A 20,774-nucleotide genomic window follows, 5' to 3' on the forward strand; every position below is an offset into this window, starting at 1 on the left:
GAACAATAAATAGTCTAACTATCTATAAAGACTCTGCTTTTTAGTAGGGTCTTTTTTTATTCATTTGATTGCTTATTTGTGCAATCTAAGTTTCCAATAACGTCTTTTCTCTTTTGTTTTTTAGTCCATTAAAATTCGCGCGCAATTTTTATCAACATTTTTGAAAACAGGTACGCTTACATGTCTACTAAACTGGCTAACCCAGCGCCGCTAGGCCTAATGGGTTTCGGTATGACCACGATTCTGCTTAACATCCATAACGCAGGATTCTTCCCAATTGACTCAATGATCCTAGCAATGGGTATCTTCTACGGTGGTCTTAGCCAAGTTCTTGTTGGCATGATGTGCTTCAAGCGTGGTGATACTTTCGGTACGACTGCATTTACTTCTTACGGTCTATTCTGGCTAACATTGGTTGGTCTAATCGTAATGCCTTACATGGGTCTACCAGCTAGCCCTGCACACTTCATGGGTTGGTACCTACTACTATGGGGCATCTTCACTGGCTTCATGTTCATCGGTTCTCTATGTTACCCAGTAGCGAAGCAAGTTGTATTTGGTTCTCTTACTATTCTGTTCTTCCTACTAGCGGCACGTGACTTCACTGGTAGCGAGCTCATCGGTACTATTGCAGGCTTCGAAGGTATCTTCTGTGGCGCAAGCGCAATCTACTTCGCAATGGCTCAAGTACTTAACAATGAGTACGGTCGTACAGTGCTTCCTATCGGCGAAAAGCAAAAGCCACAAATTGCTACGCAAGAAATCGCAGCTTAATCGCTCTGAGTTGAATGCAAAAGAAAAGGGTTAGCCACTGGCTAACCCTTTTTTAATGCCCATTATTTGGACCACTGCTTTTTCTTATATACCTGCCAACCCGTTAGGGGAGGATGCTAAGTGAAGCGTTAGGTAGATGGCTGTTCTACCGTCTCTAGCGTATCGCTATCTGCAGTTGGTGCTTTTCCTGTCTTGCGCTTGTACTTCTCTTCCCAGTAATCCGCGCCTTTAATGCCTAACGCTACAGGGTTAAATGTGTACTCGGTAACACCACGTTTTTGTTGTTCTTCATAATCGGCCAGTGCTTTTAGAGCCGGCTTTGACATGAAGAAGATGATCAGAATACCGACGATGTTCAGCCAAGCCATCAAACCTACACCTACGTCACCCATTGCCCATGCAAGATTGGCTGTCTTAACCGTACCGTAGAAAACGGCGGTGATAAGAATGACTTTCAGAACAAACATCAAACCGTTTACTTTGAAAGTACGACGGATGTACGCGATGTTGGTTTCTGCAATGTAGTAGTACGCTAGGATTGTTGTGAAAGCGAAGAAGAACAATGCAACAGCAATGAATGGCTTACCAACACCAGGAAGTGCACTCTCAATCGCCATCTGAGTAAATACAGGGCCATTCGCGCCGATATCTGCTGGTAGGTTTTGTACAAGGAATGTTCCTTCCACCGCACCTTGTACGTTGTACGCACCAGTGATAAGAATCATAAACGCGGTTGCAGAACATACTAGTAGTGTATCAATGTAGATAGAGAACGACTGAACCAGACCTTGTTGTGCAGGGTGATCAACACTTGCCGCCGCCGCTGCATGAGGGCCTGTACCTTGGCCAGCTTCGTTAGAGTAAACACCACGTTTTACACCCCAGCCAATCGCAGCACCGATACCAGCCATTGGTGTAAATGCGTCACCAAGGATCATACCAACGATACGTGGGATTTCACCGATGTTAAGCAGGATGATAACGAACGCTGTGATGATGTAAGCCAATGCCATGAAAGGAACGACAATCTGAGTGAAGTTCGCGATGCGTTTTACGCCACCAAAGATGATGAAAGCGAGAATGACACAGACAACCGTACCAGTAAAAATTTTAGCGAAACTGAAGGTACCAATAGCGGTTTCAATCATGTCACCTGAGCCAAATGCTGCTTCTACTGCGTTACCAATACTGTTCGATTGAACACCTGGAAGTAGAACACCACATGCAAAGATGGTTGCGATAGCAAAGATCCATGCGTACCACTTCTGACCCATTGCTTTTTCAATGTAGTAAGCTGGACCGCCGCGGAATTCGCCTTCGTCTTCTTCTTTATAAATTTGTGCTAGTGTTGATTCTGCGTATGCGGTTGCTGCGCCAAAGAAGGCAACGACCCACATCCAGAAAACGGCACCCGGACCACCGAAACCGATAGCGGCTGCAACACCGGCAATGTTACCTGTACCTACACGGCCAGATAGTGAAACGGCCAAAGCCTGAAATGATGAAATCCCCTTGGTTGAACTCTTACCATTAAGTAGCAAGCGCCACATTTCAAAGAAGTGACGAATCTGCACAAAGCGCGTCATGATCGAGTAGAACAAACCAGCGCCAAGGCACAAATAAATCAGTACCGGACTCCAGATAATTCCATTCAGAAAATCAACTAATGACTGCATGAGTATTTTCCCTGTTTGTTATGGTTGTGGTTGTTTTTCGTACAACACATTACCCTTTTTTGTAATGCAATTGTTAATCTTTTTAACTAAAAATCCTTTGTAGCGTGATGGTGAACACAGAATGCTTAAATATTGTTAAAAATTGGTTCTTGTTATGTATCTGAGTGGTTTTTATTGGAATTGACAATGAATTGATTGAATATGCAGCACATTGTCATGAAAATGTGCTGCTAGCACTGGAAGTTGTATCTTCTGGTTGTTATTCAACTTGTGGAGTAATGTACTGTTTGAAATGGTTTGCAGTTGTTTAAGCGTAACGGCTCAAGCTTAATTCTGAGTGATTTGTTACTTTGGTATTTGTGTTCATCATGATGTCTGCAAGTATCTGCCCTGATCCGCAAGCCATGGTCCAACCGAGCGTTCCATGTCCTGTATTAGTGAACAAATTCTCGTAGGGTGTCGCCCCAATAACTGGCGTGCCATCTGGGGTCATAGGGCGAAAACCGGTCCAAAATTCGGCTTGAGTGAAATCGGCACTTTGTGGAAACAAATCACGAATCACCATTTCAATCGTCTTTTTGCGTTTTTGTGGTAACGAAGGATCAAAGCCAGCAAGCTCTGCAGTTCCCGCAACTCGGATGCGATCGTCAAAGCGTGTCATGGCTACTTTGTAGGTTTCATCCATGACGGTAGACCGCGGTGCAAATTGCTCACATTCAATCGGAACCGTCAGTGAATAGCCTTTGACGGGATAGACCGGAATATCGATTTCAAGCTGCTTGAGCAATGCCGTCGAATAACTGCCCGAAGCAAGCACAAACTGGTCAGCTTTAAACAAACCACGGTCTGTTTGGACACCCATGATCTTTTTGCCTACAGTAACCCAATTGCTCACCTCAGTATTGAATTCAAACCTGACACCATGAGCTTTCGCTAGCTCAGTTAACTGCTGACAGAACTGGAAGCAATCTCCGGTTTCGTCATCAGGTAGGTATAACCCACCGACCAGTTTTTCTTTCACTAATGCCAACCCCGGTTCTTGTTTGATGCAGTGCTCGACATCCATTAACTGAAAGCGTGTACCGCTTTGCTCTAACAACTTAAGGTCTTTTTCTATGGCATCGAGCTGCTGTTGAGAGCGAAATACTTGTAAGGTGCCTAACTGACGACCTTGGTATTCAATGGCATGATCACGTCTTAGCTGCTCAAGACAGGCTCGGCTATGATTGGCAATAGATAGCATTCTTGCTTTGTTGATCTGATAGCGAGATAAGGTGCAGTTCGACACCATTTGCGTTGTCCAGCGGATAAGCTCTGGGCTGAGAGACGGCTTTATCTTGAGTGGTGCATGCTCTTCAGTGAGCCACTTTATGGCTTTGAGTGGTATCCCTGGCGCAGCCCACGGCGAGGAGTAACCGTAAGATATTTGTCCGGCGTTGGCGAAGCTGGTTTCCATCGCACTGCTTGGTTGGCGATCGATCACGGTAACCTGATAACCTGCCTGAGATAAGTACCAAGCTGAGGTCAAACCGATAACACCACTGCCGACTACGATGACTTCCATTGATGCGCTCCACACATTTTCAATGTTGCGCAGTGTGTATTCTTTACCTTTTATTAACAATCGATATAAATTACATCCAGTGTTTAGAAAAACTATAGGCTCAAGGATGAAAAGTAGTGTCGTTAGCGGATTGTGGTTATTCAGCCAAGTGGCAGAACACAGCAGTTTTACCAGTGCAGCAAAGGCATTGCACCTGACGACGGGCGCAATTAGTCAGCAAATCATCCAGTTAGAAGAGCTGCTTGGTTTTACTTTGTTTGAACGCCATTCGCGAGGAATTCGATTGACGCCCAAAGGAATGCAGCTATCTCAATCCACACAATTTCACTTCTCAGAGCTAGGAAAAACGCTTGAAGAGCTACAATCCGAAAAGCTCCACAATGAAATTCGACTCAAACTGACGCCTTCTTTTGCATTTAAATGGTTGGTTCCACGCCTTGAAAGTTTCCACCTAGAAAATCCCGATCTCCAAGTGCAAATTTTTGCCGAGGGGGCGTTGGTGAATAGCGAGCTAAAAGACTACGACGTTGCGATAGACTACGGTTCTCACCCCTATCGAGACAAAGGTGCAGAGCGGATTCTCGATGAGCAACTTTTGCCAGTCATGAGTCCAAAATACCTTGAGGATCATGGGTGGCTAAAAACTCTTAAAGCGTCACCAGAACAATGGCGAGGGGCGACGTTACTGCACGATGCTATGCCGTGGGATAAAGCTCCGCGTGACTACGAATGGCTGTATTGGGCATCAAGTATGGGGCTAGATTTCAAAACGGATTTAGGACACTTCTTCAATCGTACTGATATGGCGATGTCTGCGGCTGAAGCTGGGGTTGGCATTGCAATGGCACGCATGGCGCTGGTGGAAGACGAGCTTGAAAGCGGTCGCTTAGTCTCGCCATTTGAACCTGTGGATGCTAACGCTGGTTATTATCTGATTATTAATACAAAAAGCGAGCCAACTGAGCGGTTCCGACACTGGTTGATACAGCAAATTCGGCAATAACTCGAGCCTGTTCACTAAAAGGGTTGCCTGTTCACGTCCTGATACATTTAATCTACTTAAATATCAGTAACTTCCTTGATTGTACTGAATCAAGCTCCTACCATCCGGCGTGTGTTAAATATCTGTGTAGATTGCTAATGCTTTGATCTGTTTTTGACCTTCCGTGAGAGCAGAGGGTACCGACAGGATTCATTTTTCTGAACATGGAGCCGTATATGAAGTTCAGTACACAAGTCAAAGGTTGGGTGGTTTTCGCGAGTATTGTACCAGTATTGGTCGCTTTGCTTGTCTCTGTTTACTCCTCTACAAATAGTCTTAATACCTTGAATGAAGAGCGTTTGGTCGCACTTCGAGATACCAAACAAGCGCGTCTTGATGAATTGTTTGACCGCTATCAAAACAACACCTCAGCGGTGGCTAAGGTGGTTGCAACGAATATACATCAGCTGTTTAGCGATGACTTTCATCGGTTATTGACTGACTTAAATCGAGAACTAGATTTCTACGACATTTTTATCGTTGATGAAGCGGGTGATGTTATTTATACCGTCGCTCGAGAAGCCGATTATCAAACTAATTTGGTAGCGGGAGCTTACTCGAACTCTGGTCTTGGTGATGTTTACCGTGCCGTTCGGTCAGGCAAGCAATTTGCTGCGGTAGACTTTGCACCCTATGCCCCATCGAATGGTGATCCAGCAGCTTTTCTTGCTGTTCCTCTAAAAGTCGATGGTAAGCAGTGGATGGTAGCGACTCAGATGTCGATTGATGGTATCAACCAATTGATGAACCTTCGCAGCGGCATGGGAGAATCTGGAGAAACGTACCTTGTTGGTGCCGATTTTAGAATGCGTTCTAACTCATTCCTTGATCCTGTAGGTCGAACGATCCAAGCTTCTTTTGCGGGCACGGTAGCAAACAATGGCGTAGACAGTGACGCAGTCAAACTAGCGTTGGCAGGTGAATCTGGCGTTGAGACAATTATTGATTACAACGGCAATCCGGTCGTGTCAGCCTATTCTCCGATAGATATGTACGGACACCGCTGGGCGTTGCTGTCTGAGATAGATGTGTCAGAAGCGGAGCAACCTATCAAGGAACTGATGACACTGAATGGCATTGTATTATTTCTGGCTGTCATTGGCGGCATTGGCGTTGCGCTTATTGTTACCCGTGCAGTAATGAAACCTTTGGGCGGCGAGCCAGAAGAGATGAAACAGCTGATGAATCAGTTGGCGCAAGGTGACTTGCGACTGAATATATCTCAAGCCGAAGAGGGAAGCTTAAAACAGACGTTGAATACCACGGCGAGTAATTTAACAGTGATGATCAAGGACATCAGTGACGCTTCCTCTCAACTTGCCGCTACGTCTGAAGAGTTGAGTGTGGTCACTGAGCAATCAGAACAAAGCTTACATGTGCAAAATGACGAACTTCAGCAAGCTGTAACAGCCATTCATCAAATGACAACATCTATCACTGAAGTGGCGGGAAGTGCAAGTTCGGTGTCGGTATCAGCTGCGGACGCGAACCAAGATTGCCAGCAAGAGCTTCAGCGAATCGTTCAAACGGTAAACACCGTTTCTGGATTGGTTGAACAGGTTGATGAAGGTAACAGCAATGTTGTGCAACTGGCAGAACAAGTTCGCGAAATCAGTACGTTACTTGATGTGATTCGTGGTGTCGCTGACCAAACCAATTTACTTGCTCTGAACGCTGCGATAGAAGCAGCTCGAGCTGGCGAAAGTGGACGTGGCTTTGCTGTAGTAGCAGAAGAAGTTCGTAACTTAGCGCAGCGCACTCAAGTGTCGACGGAGCAGATTGAAGAGATGGTGCACAAGGTTAATCAACAAGCAGAGCAAACCGAGGCCATCATCGATAACTGTAAGTTAGTGGCAGGACAAACGATGGAGCAAGTACAAGAAACGGGCACCATGATTGAAGCCGTTGTTGGTACTATGGAGCAAATTCATCGCCAAACGTCCTCTGTTAGCCAAGCGACAGAAGAGCAGGCAAAGGTCTCTGGTGGCATAGACAGCAGCCTTGTGACTATCCAAGATCTAGCGACCCAAAATGTCTCGGGAGCACACGAAACTTCTGCATCCAGCCGCGAGTTAGCCCGTGTCGCCGTGAATTTAAAAGAAATCGTGGACGATTTTAAAGTCTAACTCTACAAAACCGTCTCAATTGAGGCGGTTTTTGTTTTATGCCGTGTTTAAGAATTAATAAAAACAAATTTCTTAATTACATGATACTTCGAATTGCTTCCCACAAATTGTATTCCGTTTATTAACTCCTCTCACTCCGCTCTCTTTTTCCATATTATCCAAAAAATAATCAATGGATGAGAAAGGCTATGGCTAAAAAAATCTCTCTTATATTAGCCTTAGCTCTTTTTTCGATAGGGGCAAGTGCAATGTTTTGGCCGTTTAAAAAATACGATGTGGAAATGTCTCCAGAAGTTCGTGGTGTTATCACGCTTGATGGCGTGCCACAAGCTGGGTTAACGGTTTATCGAGACTTATTCTATGAAGGTTACAAAGATGGAGAGAAAATCTCCGATGAAGCAATAACTGACTCAAGAGGGGAGTTTTATTTCCCTAAGTTTCAGGTTCGCTCGAGAGCGCCAGAAGATGTTTTCGGGCAGAACTTCGTTGTAGCTCAAGAAATATACACTGCCAAAGAAGGCAAGGAAGTTTATCTGTGGAACGCTACCAAGCATGCAAAGCCAATTCCTTTTGTATCTGAATTAATGTTGGCTCTTAACTGCGAACTAAATCAGGAGGAACTCAATTATGAGTTGAGAGAGCCTCAAAGTGGAGAGCGAATATATCTACCTCTAGTCTCGGTTTGTCGTTGGGAAGGATTAAAGGGATATACAAATGACCAGTTGATTAAAGAAACAAATGACTTACCGCCAGAGGATTAATATGAGCGTATTATCACCTACGATTGCATCAGATATTGCAACTATTGCTTATCAAGCAAGACTGAAAAGAAAAAGCATTTCTCTACAGCAAAATACAAAGGCCCACTTTAAGTTTGATGTTAGCAACGTGATATCAGGAACTTCTGGAGGCTTTTTTTATCGACCTACGTCAGGTTTTGTCGTTGCAGGTGAAGGGGTTAGTGAAATTTATAAGAGAGATATCGTACTTTCTTTTAGAGGCACTAAAACACTTGCTGATGGATTGACTAATGCGACGGCAAATCCTAGAGGGACACAATCTGGAGAGCTAGTACATAATGGATTTCAAGGAACCTTCAATTCTATGGTTCCTGAAATTAGAGCTTTCGTAAAAAGCAGTAAGTCAGATAAATTGATAAATATTCACTGTGTGGGCCATAGCCTTGGTGGCGCTTTAGCCACTTTAGCTGCTAACTGGCTTAAATCTTCTCCTGAAATTAAAGCAAAAGTTCACCTTTATACATTTGGCGCTCCCAGAGTAGGTGGAAAAAGCTTCTCTATGAATGCAACTCAACGTGTAGATAGTATTTTTAGATGTGTTAATGGGGCTGACCCAGTACCTAAAGTTCCAGTATGGCCCTTCTATCACGCTCCTTACAATGGCACGGAGTATTTATCGAGCAGGCAGCAGGGGTTAGATCATACAGCTCATGGTATCAAGCGTTATGCTCAATTGACGGAGTTTCAGAGTTGGGAAGAAATCTATTCTCAAAAGGTTGCCAATGCATTTGAAAGGGTTGTCTTAAATTATAACAACCGACTTGAAACTAAACAGAATGAGTTTTGGGCAGACAAAATCTCAGCAGCAATTCTGACATTGTTATTTGATGGGGGTTATGCTTCCGCAGTATTTGCGCTGCAAAATTTAGGTTCGGCGATTTCAACTATCTACGATGCTATTGCACGTTCAATGGTTAAGATCTCAGAATTATCAAGTGAATTTGCAGAACGTGTAAAAGGCTTACTTGGACATATGCTGGTATTTGCCGGTAAAGGTGCTCAGATTGCGATTAAGTTTACCTATTCATTTATCCGCTGGGTATTTGAACTGGTTTTAAGCAAATTGAATCAGGCGGTTAAAGCTGCACTTAAAACGACTTTTTAATCATCTATAAACCGTCTCTATTGAGGCGGTTTTTGTTTTACGTTAGTCACCCCTCAACAAGGCCTTTCTAAAACCTAGTTTCCTCCCTGTGACTAGAGCAGCTTTTCTTTGCTGAAAAAATCGGCAATATAAAAGAATAACCATTCACTCAATAGTTCAGGGAAGATGCATGAAAGACGAAACACTCTCGATCCATTTTGGCTACGAAACCGACCCAACAACCAAATCAGTTGCGACACCGATTTACCAGACGGTCGCGTATGAGTTTGACAATGCTCAGCATGGTGCCGATCTCTTTAACCTCGAAGTTCCAGGCAATATTTACACCCGCATTATGAACCCAACCAATGACGTGTTGGAAAAGCGTATGGCAGCATTAGAAGGTGGTATTGCTGGTTTGGTTGTCAGTGCAGGCAGTGCAGCAATTAACTATGCCATTCTCACGCTCGCGCAAGCCGGCGATAACATCGTTTCTACTCCTCAGCTATACGGCGGCACTTACACTTTGTTTGCGCATATGTTGCCGAACCAAGGTATTGAGGTACGTTTTGCCAAGGATGACAAACCTGAAAGTCTCGCGGAGCTTATCGATGAGAATACCAAAGCGGTTTACTGTGAAAGCATTGGTAATCCGGCTGGCAATATCATCGACCTTGAACGTGTTGCTGAGCTGGCTCATGCGCAGGGCGTGCCTGTGATTGTCGACAATACGGTCGCAACTCCAGTGCTATGTAAGCCAATTGAATTTGGTGCAGATATCGTGGTGCATTCACTGACTAAGTACGTGGGCGGTCACGGTACGACATTGGGTGGCATCATCATTGATTCGGGTAAGTTTCCTTGGGCGCAGCACAAAGATCGTTTCCCTGTATTTAATCAGCCTGAACCTTCTTACCACGGCGTGGTTTACACCGAGGCATTTGGAGAGGCAGCGTTTATTGGCCGTGCTCGCACCGTTCCTTTGCGTAATACTGGTTCTGCTTTGTCACCGATGAATGCGTTTATGTTGATGCAGGGGCTGGAAACGCTGTCGCTGCGTATGGAGAGACACACTGAAAACGCACTCAAAGTTGCGGAATACTTAAGCCAGCACGAGAAAGTGAGTTGGGTAAGCTACGCAGGCTTGCCAGATTCTGAGTTCTATCCATTGGCAGAGAAATACATGCAAGGTAAGCCGTCGGCGATTTTGTCGTTTGGTTTAAAAGACGGTTATGAGGCAGGTGTGCGTTTTTACGATGCGCTTAAGATTTTCAAGCGACTGGTGAACATTGGTGATGCTAAGTCGCTTGCTTGTCATCCTGCATCAACTACGCACCGTCAATTGAGTGAGGCGGAACAAAAGCAAGCGGGCGTGTCTCCAGAGATGATTCGTTTGTCAGTCGGTATTGAACATATCGATGATATTTTGGCCGATTTAGAACAGGCGCTGAACGCGTAATTATACTTTTCAACAGAGCTTTGGGTTACCCATAGGTCAGCCTTACCAAAAGCTGGCCTTGTTTCTATAAGGTGCTTATTTATAATGATTTTTTAGTATTTGGGTTACGGTATTCCAAATGCTCATGATGGTGTACTTTTCTTACCTTGCGTATAAGTCTCATCTTACTGACTATGCTTAGAAAATAGTCACTAGGAAGGGGCGCTCATGTCTTATGTGTTTCACCGTCATTGCCACGCCAAATTGCCCATTATCGCCAGAGGAGAAGGGGTTTACCTGTTCGATAATCAAGGCAACCAATACCTCGATGCTTGCGGCGGTGCTGCCGTTTCAAACCTTGGGCATAGCCATCAAGCTGTTAAACAAGCCATGCTCGACCAAATTGAAAAAGTGCCTTTTGCTCACACTGGCTTTTTTACTAGCGAAGTAAGTGAGCAGTTGGCTGGGCTGATTTGCCAGCAGATGCCGTCGCATTTCAATCACGTTTACTTAGTCAGCGGGGGTTCTGAAGCGGTTGAATCTGCACTCAAAATGGCAAGGCAATACTTTGTGGAATGTGGCAAGCCTGAGAAAAAGCAGTTTATTGCCCGCCAACAAAGCTACCACGGTAATACACTTGGTGCGTTGGCTGTTGGTGGTAACGAATGGCGGCGCGAACCTTTCAAACCCATCTTGCACCCAAGCCATCATATTGCGCCGTGTTATGCCTATCGTCATCAAAGAGAAGATGAGTCAGAACTCGATTATTCACTGAGAGCCGCCAATGAGCTTGAAGCTAAGATTTTAGAACAGGGTGCGGATAACGTCATGGCGTTTGTTGCAGAGCCGATTGTTGGCGCTACAGCGGGCGCAGTAACTGCCACTCAAGGTTACTTCAAACGAATACGAGAGATTTGCGATCGCTATGATGTGTTGCTGATCATGGATGAGGTGATGTGTGGCGTCGGGCGCAGCGGTAGCTTTTTTGCTTTTGAAGAAGAGCAAGCCGTCCCAGACTTAGTCTGTATGGCGAAAGGGTTAGGGGCGGGTTATCAACCTATCGGAGCTGTTGTTGCCAATGATAGAGTTTATCAAGCGATCGCATCTGGTAGCGGATTCTTTCAGCATGGACATACCTTTATGGCGCACCCTGTTGCGTGCGCAGCCGCCGTTGCAACCATTCAAACCATCGGTGACCAAAAGCTCCTGCAAGCCGTCAATCAACAAGGAGCAATGTTAAAAAGAGAACTCGAGTCAGCACTTTCAGACTTCCCGTATGTTGGGGATATTCGTGGTAAAGGGCTGTTTCTTGGCATTGAGCTTGTAGCAGACAAAGTAAGTAAAATCCCGCTGCCTAATTCAACTTTGGCAGACAAAAAGATCAAGCAACAAGCGATGGAAAATGGACTGATGTGCTACCCAATGGGTGGCACGATTGATGGCGTAAACGGGCATCATATCCTTCTTGCACCGCCTTTTATCATCGAACGAAGCCACATTGACGAGCTGGTGGAAAAGCTCACTCGTACACTTAGAGAGGTGTCGCAGAAATGGTAGTGAACTCCCAAACTGAAAGAGCTCGAATCGCGATTATTGTTGCGCCTAATGGAGCGAGAAAAACCAAGCAAGACCATGCTCAATTACCTATGAATATTGAAGAATTGGTTTCCGAAGCGAAAGCCTGTCAAACGGCAGGGGCTACCATGATCCATTTGCACGCGAGAGATGCGCAAGGCAGGCATTCTCTAGAGGTTGATGACAACTTAGAAATCTACCACGCGGTGAAAGCTGCGGTTGGGGATTCGATGATTGTTCAACTCACGACTGAGGCTGTTGGTATGTATTCACCACAACAGCAAATGGCGCTGATCAAAGCGGTAAAACCAGAAGCCGCTTCTTTTGCTTTGCGTGAACTGATTCCTGATGAGCAGAGTGAGGAGCAAGGTCTTATCTTTTTTGATTGGGTCGCTGATCAGGGCATTCTCAGTCAAATCATTTTGTATGATCAGCCAGACATAGAACGCTATTTCTCCCTACGAGAGCGAGGTGTTTTACCTAAGCACAACCAACACGCGTTAGTGGTTCTTGGCCGTTATAATGAGGCTCAACAATCTTCGCCCTGGGATTTACGGACACTGCACTTAGAGCGCTTTATCGAAGAGAACGTTAGGTGTGCCGTGTGCGCGTTTGGCGCGAGAGAGCAAGACTGTTTAACCCATGGAATGTTACTGGGGTTGGATGTTCGGGTAGGCTTTGAGAACAACCATTTGAGTTCGGATGGTCAACTCGCGAAAAGCAATGCAGAACAGGTACAACGACTAAAAGAGGTCAGTAAATTGCTCGATGTGCCCCTGCATGATGCGGAGAGTTTTCGAGAATCCATTTAGTCACGGATACAAAAAAGGCTCCAACTGGAGCCTTATTCATATTTAATTTTAGCTTTCAGTCTGAGGTATAGACTGGCGCGCTGGATGCTTGATAAACACCGCCACGATCGCTGCAATTGCAAGTGCGAAACAGTAGTAAGAGTTCGCAACAACTTCTAGTGGAGAAAGGTTAAATACCGAGCCCAACAGTAGAACCTGTGCACCGTATGGTAATACGCCTTGGATAACACACGAGAAGATGTCCAACAAACTTGCAGAGCGACGTGGTGAAACGTTGTTCTCTTCTGCCAGCTGGCGAGCCACGCTACCTGATACGATGATGGCAACCGTGTTGTTGGCGGTACAGGTGTTTACCATCGAAACCAGACCTGCAATTCCTAGTTCACTCGCACGACCATTTGCTTCTTTCGAGTGGCTAGAACCAAACGTACGGATGATGCCGCTCACTAGGTTAGTTAGGAACGCGAGACCACCTTGGCGACGCATAAGTTCGCTTAAGCCACCAATTAGCATTGATAGTAGGAAGATCTCCTGCATGTTGCCAAAGCCAGAATAGACATCTTGCGCAAAGTTGGTCAGACCGTAATTGTCGATAGAAGACAAGCTCACGCCACCCGCCAAAACGATACCAATGCTAAGTACGACAAATACGTTCATGCCTGATACTGCAAGGATAAGAATCGTCACGTAAGGCAGCACTTTCAACCACTCGATAGGACCTGTTTCTGGTACTTGAGTCGCTGTGCTGTTAAAGGCAAAGATCACAAGTGCAACCAGTGCTGCTGGCAGTGCAATGCGGATGTTCTCTTTGAACTTGTCTTTCATCTCACAGCCTTGAGAACGAGTTGCCGCAATCGTTGTGTCAGAGATGATCGAAAGGTTATCACCAAACATTGCGCCGCTTAGTACTACGCCAGCAGTCAATGGAAGGCTCATGCCAGCTGATTGAGCAATGCCCAGAGCAACAGGTGCAACTGCTGCGATGGTGCCCATTGAGGTGCCCATTGCTGTTGCGATGAATGCAGAAATCAGGAAGATACCAGGTAAGATCATGCTGGTTGGAATCGCAGAAAGACCAAGGTTAACCGTTGCATCCACACCGCCAGACGCTTTTGCAACAGCCGCAAATGCACCGGCAAGCAGGTAGATCATACACATCGCGATGATGTCTTGATGGCCCACGCCACGCATAAAGTGTTCGATAGAACGGTTTAGCTTATCTTTGCTCAAAATTAGCGCAAGAATAATAGCTGGTAAAACCGCGATGGGTGCTGGTAGCTGATAGAAGGCGAAATCGACGCCTTGCAAAGATAAATAAGTGCCTACGCCAATGAACAGCGCGAGGAACAGCACTAAAGGTAAAAGTGCGACCGCTGATGGTGCGATTGCTTTATTAGAATTTTTAGAACCAGACATGTGAACGACAACATAATCAATAAATAAGGCGAGCAGACTAATCTGACACCAAAGACTTGTCAACGTCTAGACGTCTAAATGGCTGGTTATTTTTAATCGAAAAGACCAACAAAAAAGGCTCACATAACATATCTTATTGATACCGTGAGCCTTTGTGGAATTATATTGGTTTAGAGCATTTACGCTTTTTTTCGTTTGAGAAGCGCGAAGATCATCAGTGAAAACAGTAACGCTGCACTCGACCAAATCAGGTAACGATGCTCGGTGTAGAATTGGCTGAGAACGCTTAAGTGCTCAAACGCAAAGTTAGTGAGCAAACTGAACACGGCAACCCAAATGGTCGTTGCGAGAGCGTTTCCTAATAGGAACTCTTTACGTGGCATCTTGGCAATGCCACAAGCAAGTGGCATAAACTGCTTCATTCCTTCAACAAAACGACTGACGACTAAACAAGCGGGACCGTACCTTTGAATTGAACTTTGTAACTTCTGCATTTTAGGGCCAGATATGTAGCCTTTTTTATCTAACCAACCTTCAAAGTAATAGCCAATCAGGTAGCCGCACGTGTTGCCAAAAAAGCAACTCAACCAAGAGACTATCATCACTAAGCTAAGGTTCATGACATGCTCAGATGAGATGATAGACGCTGCAATCATCAGTGATTGCCCCGGCATCGGAATACCAATGCCTTCAAGAAAGATGCTGACGATAAGGGCGAGATAGCCATATTGCTCAAGCAGCGGCTTCATCGCCATCAATAATTCATTTATGTGTTCCAAACGCTTTCCTCTAACAAAAGTGGAACGAAGCTGGAGTGATACTCCTGTTAGTTCGCTTGGTCAATCGACGTTGTTCTCCGTCAGTAAAATCTGACATTCCGTTGATAATAGTGGCGCGTATTTAGTCTCTTAGATTGCGCCTTACTAAGTCGTGCATTTGCTTAATTGTCATCAATGCTAGCCAGATGATCTCTTCGACGGAGCGCTGACCCGTGGTCGAGGAGGGATGATTCGCATCGGTTTTATTGCTCAGTGCTGGCAGCTCATGAACACGATTGTCACGAATCGTACTGATCAACGCATCCATCGCATCATGAATCAGGCGCTCGACTTGCGGTGAGCCATGGTAATGGGTGCCCGCTCTCACTAGAGGGAGCAGCAAGCAAAGGTAGTGACTCAACAAGCGATAATGGCTCAACATATCTTCATAATAATGCGGATCGGCGCGAGTGTGTCTTGGCTCTTGCTGCATTTCGTTGTAAATCAGTTCAAGATCGCTTTCAGCGGTGAGCATGGCGGCACGTTGCTTAGTGAGCGCCATGTGATCACGTTGCTCTGTGTCGACTTGTAACTGCTCATAGCAATACACAAATAAGCTTTTTGAACTATCGAGCGCTTTTAATGCTTGAGTGTGAATTTCTTTGCCTCGCCATTGTGGCCACAATAAACCATAACCGAGCAAGACTATTGCGCCACCGACGACATTGTCGATCAAGCGCGGTGCGGCAAAGTCGAGCCCTTGGTGTGCCATGGTCTGATAAACCAAAGTCAACAGTGCGGTAATACAGCCAATCGCCAGCGAGTAATGACGCATAATATTGAGCATTGCGATGGGTAATAGGACTGCGATCAACACAAACAGGATGGTCGTTGGTACGCCTAGATGAATCAATGAGGTGGCGAACAATACCCCAAGCGCTGTACCTAAACAGCGTTGCCAAGTCTTACTGCGGGTGGCCAAGAAACTCGGTTGAATGACCATCAACATGGAAATCAACACCCAATCCGGGCGAATCAATTCAAAGTATTCGGCAATCCCAGCGCCAAGAGCAAACATCAAACCAACGCGCGTCACGTGGCGCCAAATCGGGTTGCCTTGACTTGGTAAACGAAAAGACAGCTCGAATGGTTGCACCTCAAAGGAGCGTTCATAAGCGGGTTCATTGAGCTCAATACGACGAGAAATATGCTTGACCGCGTATGCCCAGTAGCGAAAGCGAGGTTGGTCTTCTAGCTTCACCGCCTCAATCAAATCATGGGCTTCCTGCTCTAGTGAGCTCAAGTGTTCCATCTCTTCATGCGTGTTATGCAAAAGCTGCTTGGCTTTGTGTCTTAATCTTTGCTGACAGTGCTGGCTCCAAACCAAGAGCAGATCTCGCTTCGGTTTACTGGATTGAAATTGCTTGAGCAGGTCAGGGTTGCTGGTATGGCTACTCAAGACGACTTCAAATGTATCGAGCGCCAAAAACAAAGCCTGACGTAGAGAGTTGGCATCTTCATGTTTAGAGCGAAAAGATTATGATTGCAGCGCTTGTTGGAACAGTTCAATCAACTGATATTTGATGCGTCGTTTCGGAGCATCGTTTTCGCTTCCAAGCAAGAAAGCTTGGCGATATTGAATGTAGTCCGCTAGCGTCTCGTAAATCGCAGAAAGACAAATACGCAGCGCGTAATGTTTCCATAAGGCAAACCAAAGCCAACTGAACAGCGCAAAAGTGAGTGGTCCCAACACCAACATAGGATAGAGACCAAGTACCGCGCTGGAATTATGTAGTGACAAGCTCACGACCGCGATCAGTAAGCTCGACATGCCAGACGTCCCCAAAACGGACCATTCACTGCTGTACTCGCCAATACTGCTCCCATCACACCGTAAGTCAGCCACAGTGGCAAGCCCATATTCAGCAGGGCATAACTGGTGACGAGCGTAATGCTCCACTTGAAAGCGGTAATCGTAAAGCGTGTCCAGCGCCTAGGGCCGGCAGTGTCTAAACCACTGATCAATGCTGCGGGCATGGTCATTAAAGCCGTCATGGCGAGATTGATTTGGTTGAATAGCACACCCAACCCCATGAACAGAACAATCGCGCTGGTGGCACGCAGACCAAGGTTGACTGAAGGGGAGTACCAGATTTTACGCAGAAAGGCAGGAGATAACGTTATAAACCCTCATTACAGTTGGCAACACTTTCAGTGTAACGCGAATATCTTTTGATGTGCTGGCTTCAACCACAGATTGAAAAATTGAAGCGGAGTCGTTATCTAACCGACTCCTCCTCCAAGCTGAGTAAATAGCCAATCATTGAACAGCGAGACTTTTCGCGCCGCTAGGCGGTAGTTCGGCACAAATACGTAATAGCCATAATGGCTAAGCATACTCAGTTGCTGGATGTGGTAGACCTCATCTCTCGACATTGGCTGTTGCACCATAAAATCAGGCAGGAGGGCAAGCCCTTTGCCAAGCTTTACCGCTTCATAAGAAAGATAGAAATGCTCATGACCGACAGGGTGATAATGAATCGCGCTTTGCAGAGATTGTTCTAGTTTGAACTGCTCCCACAACTGCGGGCGCGTCGTTTGAGGAATAAAAGCGAAATCCGTAATGGATTGTTTGTCGTTACACGTTGAAGAACTTGATGAGCCCGTTAGCAGCAGCGTTTCTTGACGCAACAATCGACCATGTTCGTAGTGACTGGAGAGAGGAAGGCAACGGATTGTGATGTCGCTGTCTACGTCTAACTGATTTATTGGACCATCACTGGTACGCACTTTAACGCGGATATCAGGGTGGTTTTGATGGAAGGCATCAATGTTCGGTACCAACCACAAACTGGCGAAAGAAGGCGTGACATCGACCACCAATAATTCTTGCTCTGTGTCGGTTTGAATCAAGCTTGCCGTGGCATGTTGGATGATCTCCAACGCTTCGGTCACCTTGGGTAAGTAACGTTTTCCTTCTTCTGTGAGCTCAATACCATTGAGACCACGCTGAATTAATGGCAGCCCAACCAGTTGCTCTAACGTCGCAATTTGTTTGCTCACGGCACCTTGAGTCACGCACAAACTCTCTGCCGCTTTAGAAAAACTCAGCTGGTTAGCAACCGCCACAAAGGTTCGAAGTGCACGAATAGAAGGGTATTCACTGCCTTTTAGCATGATCTCATGTCCATTGATGAATGCTTAACCACAGACTAAGAGATTTTGGCTTGGAATCAAAGCGATGAGTTGAGGGGGGGGATACAAATCGCAGATATAAAAAGGGCCAACCCTTTCGAGTTGGCCCTTTCCAAACGTTTGGTGGGCTGGCAGGAGTATATTTTAAACCTAATTAAAACTGCTGCTTAGCTTTTAGTACCGAACTTAAGCACCGACACTAATGCTTAATCAAGTGTGTTCGGCTGACTTCGCTATAGTTCAGTATTAACCAATTTATTCATTTGGGGTCAACTCCCTAAGCTGCAGTTGAACCGATATTGTTATCTTCATTTTTTGTTTGCTCTTCTTCGATAGATTCTGTGATCAGCGGGCTGAGAAGCTCCGCAACCGCTTTGAAGACAGGGACAATAACCGAGTTGCCAAATTGCTTATAAGCACTTGTATCGGCACAAACAATATTGAAGTCTGTATCACCGTTTTGACGATACTTTACTGGTTTTTCGAAACCCATTAAGCGAGCACACTCGCGTGGTGTTAAACGTCTAGGTGTTTTGTACTCAGGGTCAAATAATGTTGTATCAACGTATCGACCATGCTCTTCGTTATACTTATCTTCTAATGTTTTGGTGAACCTCTTGATCTCTGCTGGAGTAGCTTCTGGAGATGAAATGACGTAGTTTTTTAGCTGACCTGCAACGTAATCATTACGATTTTTGATTTTATTGATACAGTCAGGTTTGCATTGGTCAAGGTAATCTGTCTCGAGGCTTTTATCGTTAATTAATATCTCCGAGCCATCTTTGTGGTATCGGGCAGATAATGTTCGTGTGACTGTATTAAGATTGTTAGGATCTACCAACCCAAACCCAAAACCATTTCCTTGGGTTTGGTGCTTAAGAGCATAATTGTATAAATAATTCCATAAGTTAGGCGTGAGTGTGTATTTATCACGCTCCTCCTCTGATAGGTCACAAAGTATATCTTTTAAGGGAATTCTCACCGAAGGTTTCTGCACATTCCTTAGTGATAGTTTGCTTTTGTCCACAGAAAGATCTTTACGAACACCTACAAGCACAACACGCTCACGATGTTGAGGCAGGAAACTAGCGCCATCGATAATTACTGGGTCTGGCTTTCGCTTTCTAACTATTTCAATTGCTTGTTCAATATCATCGTGTTCGTTGGAAATATCAGAAACCCAATAGCCAAGGCGGTCAAGAGTTCTAACAATTACAGCAAACGTGTTCCCCTTATCATGGCTTTTTAAGTTCTTAACATTTTCAAGAACAAAAAACTTAGGCTTTCTTGCTTCGATAATCTTCTCAACATCAAAAAATAATGTACCTTGAGTTTCACAATCAAACCCATGAGATCTGCCTAGAGAGTTCTTTTTGGAAACTCCTGCGAGTGAGAAGGGCTGACAAGGGAAGCCAGCCAAAAGAACATCATGTTTCGGTATATGCTTTCTAATATGTCTAAGTTTATCTTCGTCAGAAACAGAGCTTTCTCCACTGAGAGTGATTTTCGTAATATCCATAAAATCACGATTCTTTTCAGGGTTTTCTGTTGCTTCATCAAGAAAATAAGGCAGTTCAGTCTTGTCAACATAGTGATTTGCCAAATATGTACGCCTTGCTTTGTCGTCCCACTCTGAGGTAAATCGGCATTTGCCTCCAATGTCTTCAAAGCCCTTTCTCAGGCCACCAATACCAGCGAAGAGATCGATAAATGTGAATTGCTCATTTTCCCAGTGTTTAGGTTGGCTTGGCAGCAAGTTTTGTTCGATATAGTTGCGTTCATTTTCACTTAGTGACAAAGAGCAACTTGATGGATCTTTTTTCCATGAACTTAGTGATTTACGATCAGTTTTAAAACCGAGTTCGTTTAGTTTTATAGCCAGATTCTTCTGATCATATATCTCAATCAGCAACTTAAGAAGCTGTGAGCTTTCTTGTCTGTCTTGGCTATGTAGCTTTTCGTACAGCTCATCACCAAGTTTGATTACTTTATCTACCATTGTGCCTGGGTACTTTGTGGGGTAATAGTTCTCTCAATCAACACATTCTACATTAGGCATGTCGATATATACAGTGGTAATTCGTTTTTTGTATGTATGGGCACTTACTACACGTATGCGAAAGAACACTTTTTAGATAAGATTTATCCAGTTACCTGCAATTTTATAGGGAATCGGTATGAGTGCTGTAAAGCAATGGCTGACGTCGAAAGAAACGAACAGTTGGGTATTGTATATAAAGAGATTATCGGCAAATGATACGGGAGCATCAGGCGCTCATCAGGTCGGAATTTACATACCAAAAGATAATATGGTGGATCTTTTCCCTTCTATAAACCGCACGGGTGAGAAGAACCCAGATCATTATCTAACTGCAATCACATCTTCTCATGATTTTCCCGAAAGACAAGTTAGAGCTATTTACTATAACAATAAGTTTTTCGATGGAACTCGAAATGATGAGAGTAACGCAGTGGGGGGGGACGCCATTCGCCATTACAAGATCATGAGAACAC

The 20,774-nt window shown here is 45.0% G+C and carries 15 protein-coding genes and 1 pseudogene; 9 read left to right on the forward strand and 7 right to left on the reverse strand.

The features are described 5' to 3' along the window. The first annotated feature begins 180 nt into the window (after positions 1-180). Positions 181-774: an acetate uptake transporter gene (locus B853_RS02815; protein WP_010446201.1), complete on the forward strand. Its 594-nt coding sequence runs from the start codon at positions 181-183 to the stop codon at positions 772-774. Between the two features lie 128 nt (positions 775-902). On the opposite strand, the gene B853_RS02820 is transcribed toward B853_RS02815, so the two are convergent. Then, positions 903-2,450: an alanine/glycine:cation symporter family protein gene (locus tag B853_RS02820; RefSeq protein ID WP_010446203.1), complete on the reverse strand. Its 1,548-nt coding sequence runs from the start codon at positions 2,448-2,450 to the stop codon at positions 903-905. Positions 2,451-2,757: 307 nt separating this feature from the next. Next, positions 2,758-4,014: a D-amino acid dehydrogenase gene (locus B853_RS02825; RefSeq protein ID WP_038885264.1), complete on the reverse strand. Its 1,257-nt coding sequence runs from the start codon at positions 4,012-4,014 to the stop codon at positions 2,758-2,760. A 106-nt stretch (positions 4,015-4,120) separates the two neighbouring features. On the opposite strand from B853_RS02825, the gene B853_RS02830 reads away from it, so the two are divergent. From B853_RS02830 to B853_RS02860, 7 genes are all read left to right on the forward strand, one after another. Then, complete coding sequence (locus tag B853_RS02830; RefSeq protein WP_038885265.1) at positions 4,121-5,017, forward strand: LysR substrate-binding domain-containing protein; 897 nt, start codon at positions 4,121-4,123, stop codon at positions 5,015-5,017. Between the two features lie 215 nt (positions 5,018-5,232). After that, positions 5,233-7,182 carry a methyl-accepting chemotaxis protein gene (locus tag B853_RS02835; RefSeq protein ID WP_050568972.1) on the forward strand — a complete coding sequence of 650 codons (1,950 nt, stop codon included), beginning with the start codon at positions 5,233-5,235 and terminating at the stop codon, positions 7,180-7,182. A gap of 188 nt (positions 7,183-7,370) precedes the next feature. Then, positions 7,371-7,943 (forward strand): DUF6795 domain-containing protein, encoded by a 573-nt coding sequence (locus B853_RS02840; RefSeq protein ID WP_038885266.1) that lies wholly within the window; start codon positions 7,371-7,373, stop codon positions 7,941-7,943. Position 7,944: 1 nt separating this feature from the next. Beyond that, positions 7,945-9,087 (forward strand): lipase family protein, encoded by a 1,143-nt coding sequence (locus B853_RS02845; RefSeq protein ID WP_038885267.1) that lies wholly within the window; start codon positions 7,945-7,947, stop codon positions 9,085-9,087. A gap of 169 nt (positions 9,088-9,256) precedes the next feature. After that, positions 9,257-10,525, forward strand: coding sequence for an O-acetylhomoserine aminocarboxypropyltransferase/cysteine synthase family protein (locus B853_RS02850; protein ID WP_038885268.1), 1,269 nt, complete (start codon positions 9,257-9,259; stop codon positions 10,523-10,525). Between the two features lie 207 nt (positions 10,526-10,732). Next, positions 10,733-12,061, forward strand: coding sequence for an aspartate aminotransferase family protein (locus B853_RS02855; RefSeq protein ID WP_038885269.1), 1,329 nt, complete (start codon positions 10,733-10,735; stop codon positions 12,059-12,061). Then, positions 12,055-12,891 (forward strand): beta-keto acid cleavage family enzyme, encoded by an 837-nt coding sequence (locus B853_RS02860; RefSeq protein ID WP_038885270.1) that lies wholly within the window; start codon positions 12,055-12,057, stop codon positions 12,889-12,891. Before B853_RS02855 ends, B853_RS02860 begins: the two co-directional genes overlap by 7 nt. A gap of 48 nt (positions 12,892-12,939) precedes the next feature. On the opposite strand, the gene B853_RS02865 is transcribed toward B853_RS02860, so the two are convergent. The 5 genes and pseudogenes from B853_RS02865 to dcm all read right to left on the reverse strand — a co-directional run bounded on the left by B853_RS02865 (position 12,940) and on the right by dcm (position 20,259). Further along, the gene (locus B853_RS02865) at positions 12,940-14,307 is read right to left on the reverse strand and encodes a Na+/H+ antiporter NhaC family protein (RefSeq protein ID WP_038885271.1); all 1,368 of its coding nucleotides are present in this window, start codon (positions 14,305-14,307) and stop codon (positions 12,940-12,942) included. Positions 14,308-14,486: 179 nt separating this feature from the next. Then, positions 14,487-15,062, reverse strand: coding sequence for a DedA family protein (locus tag B853_RS02870; protein WP_038885272.1), 576 nt, complete (start codon positions 15,060-15,062; stop codon positions 14,487-14,489). A 145-nt stretch (positions 15,063-15,207) separates the two neighbouring features. After that, positions 15,208-17,249 (reverse strand): annotated as a pseudogene (locus B853_RS02875) (FUSC family protein). 99 nt (positions 17,250-17,348) lie between these two features. Continuing rightward, a complete protein-coding gene (locus B853_RS02880) occupies positions 17,349-18,242 on the reverse strand; it encodes a LysR family transcriptional regulator (protein WP_038885273.1) in 894 nt (297 codons plus the stop codon). Positions 18,243-18,537: 295 nt separating this feature from the next. Beyond that, positions 18,538-20,259, reverse strand: coding sequence for a DNA (cytosine-5-)-methyltransferase (gene dcm, locus B853_RS02885; protein WP_038885274.1), 1,722 nt, complete (start codon positions 20,257-20,259; stop codon positions 18,538-18,540). A 178-nt stretch (positions 20,260-20,437) separates the two neighbouring features. Between dcm and B853_RS02890 the strand changes: the two genes are divergently transcribed. Next, the coding region (locus tag B853_RS02890; protein ID WP_282957143.1) for an EcoRII N-terminal effector-binding domain-containing protein at positions 20,438-20,774 on the forward strand (337 nt) is incomplete at its 3' end.

It is taken from the genome of Vibrio rotiferianus CAIM 577 = LMG 21460, from assembly GCF_002741985.1.
GTDB classification, from domain to species: Bacteria; Pseudomonadota; Gammaproteobacteria; order Enterobacterales; family Vibrionaceae; genus Vibrio; species Vibrio rotiferianus.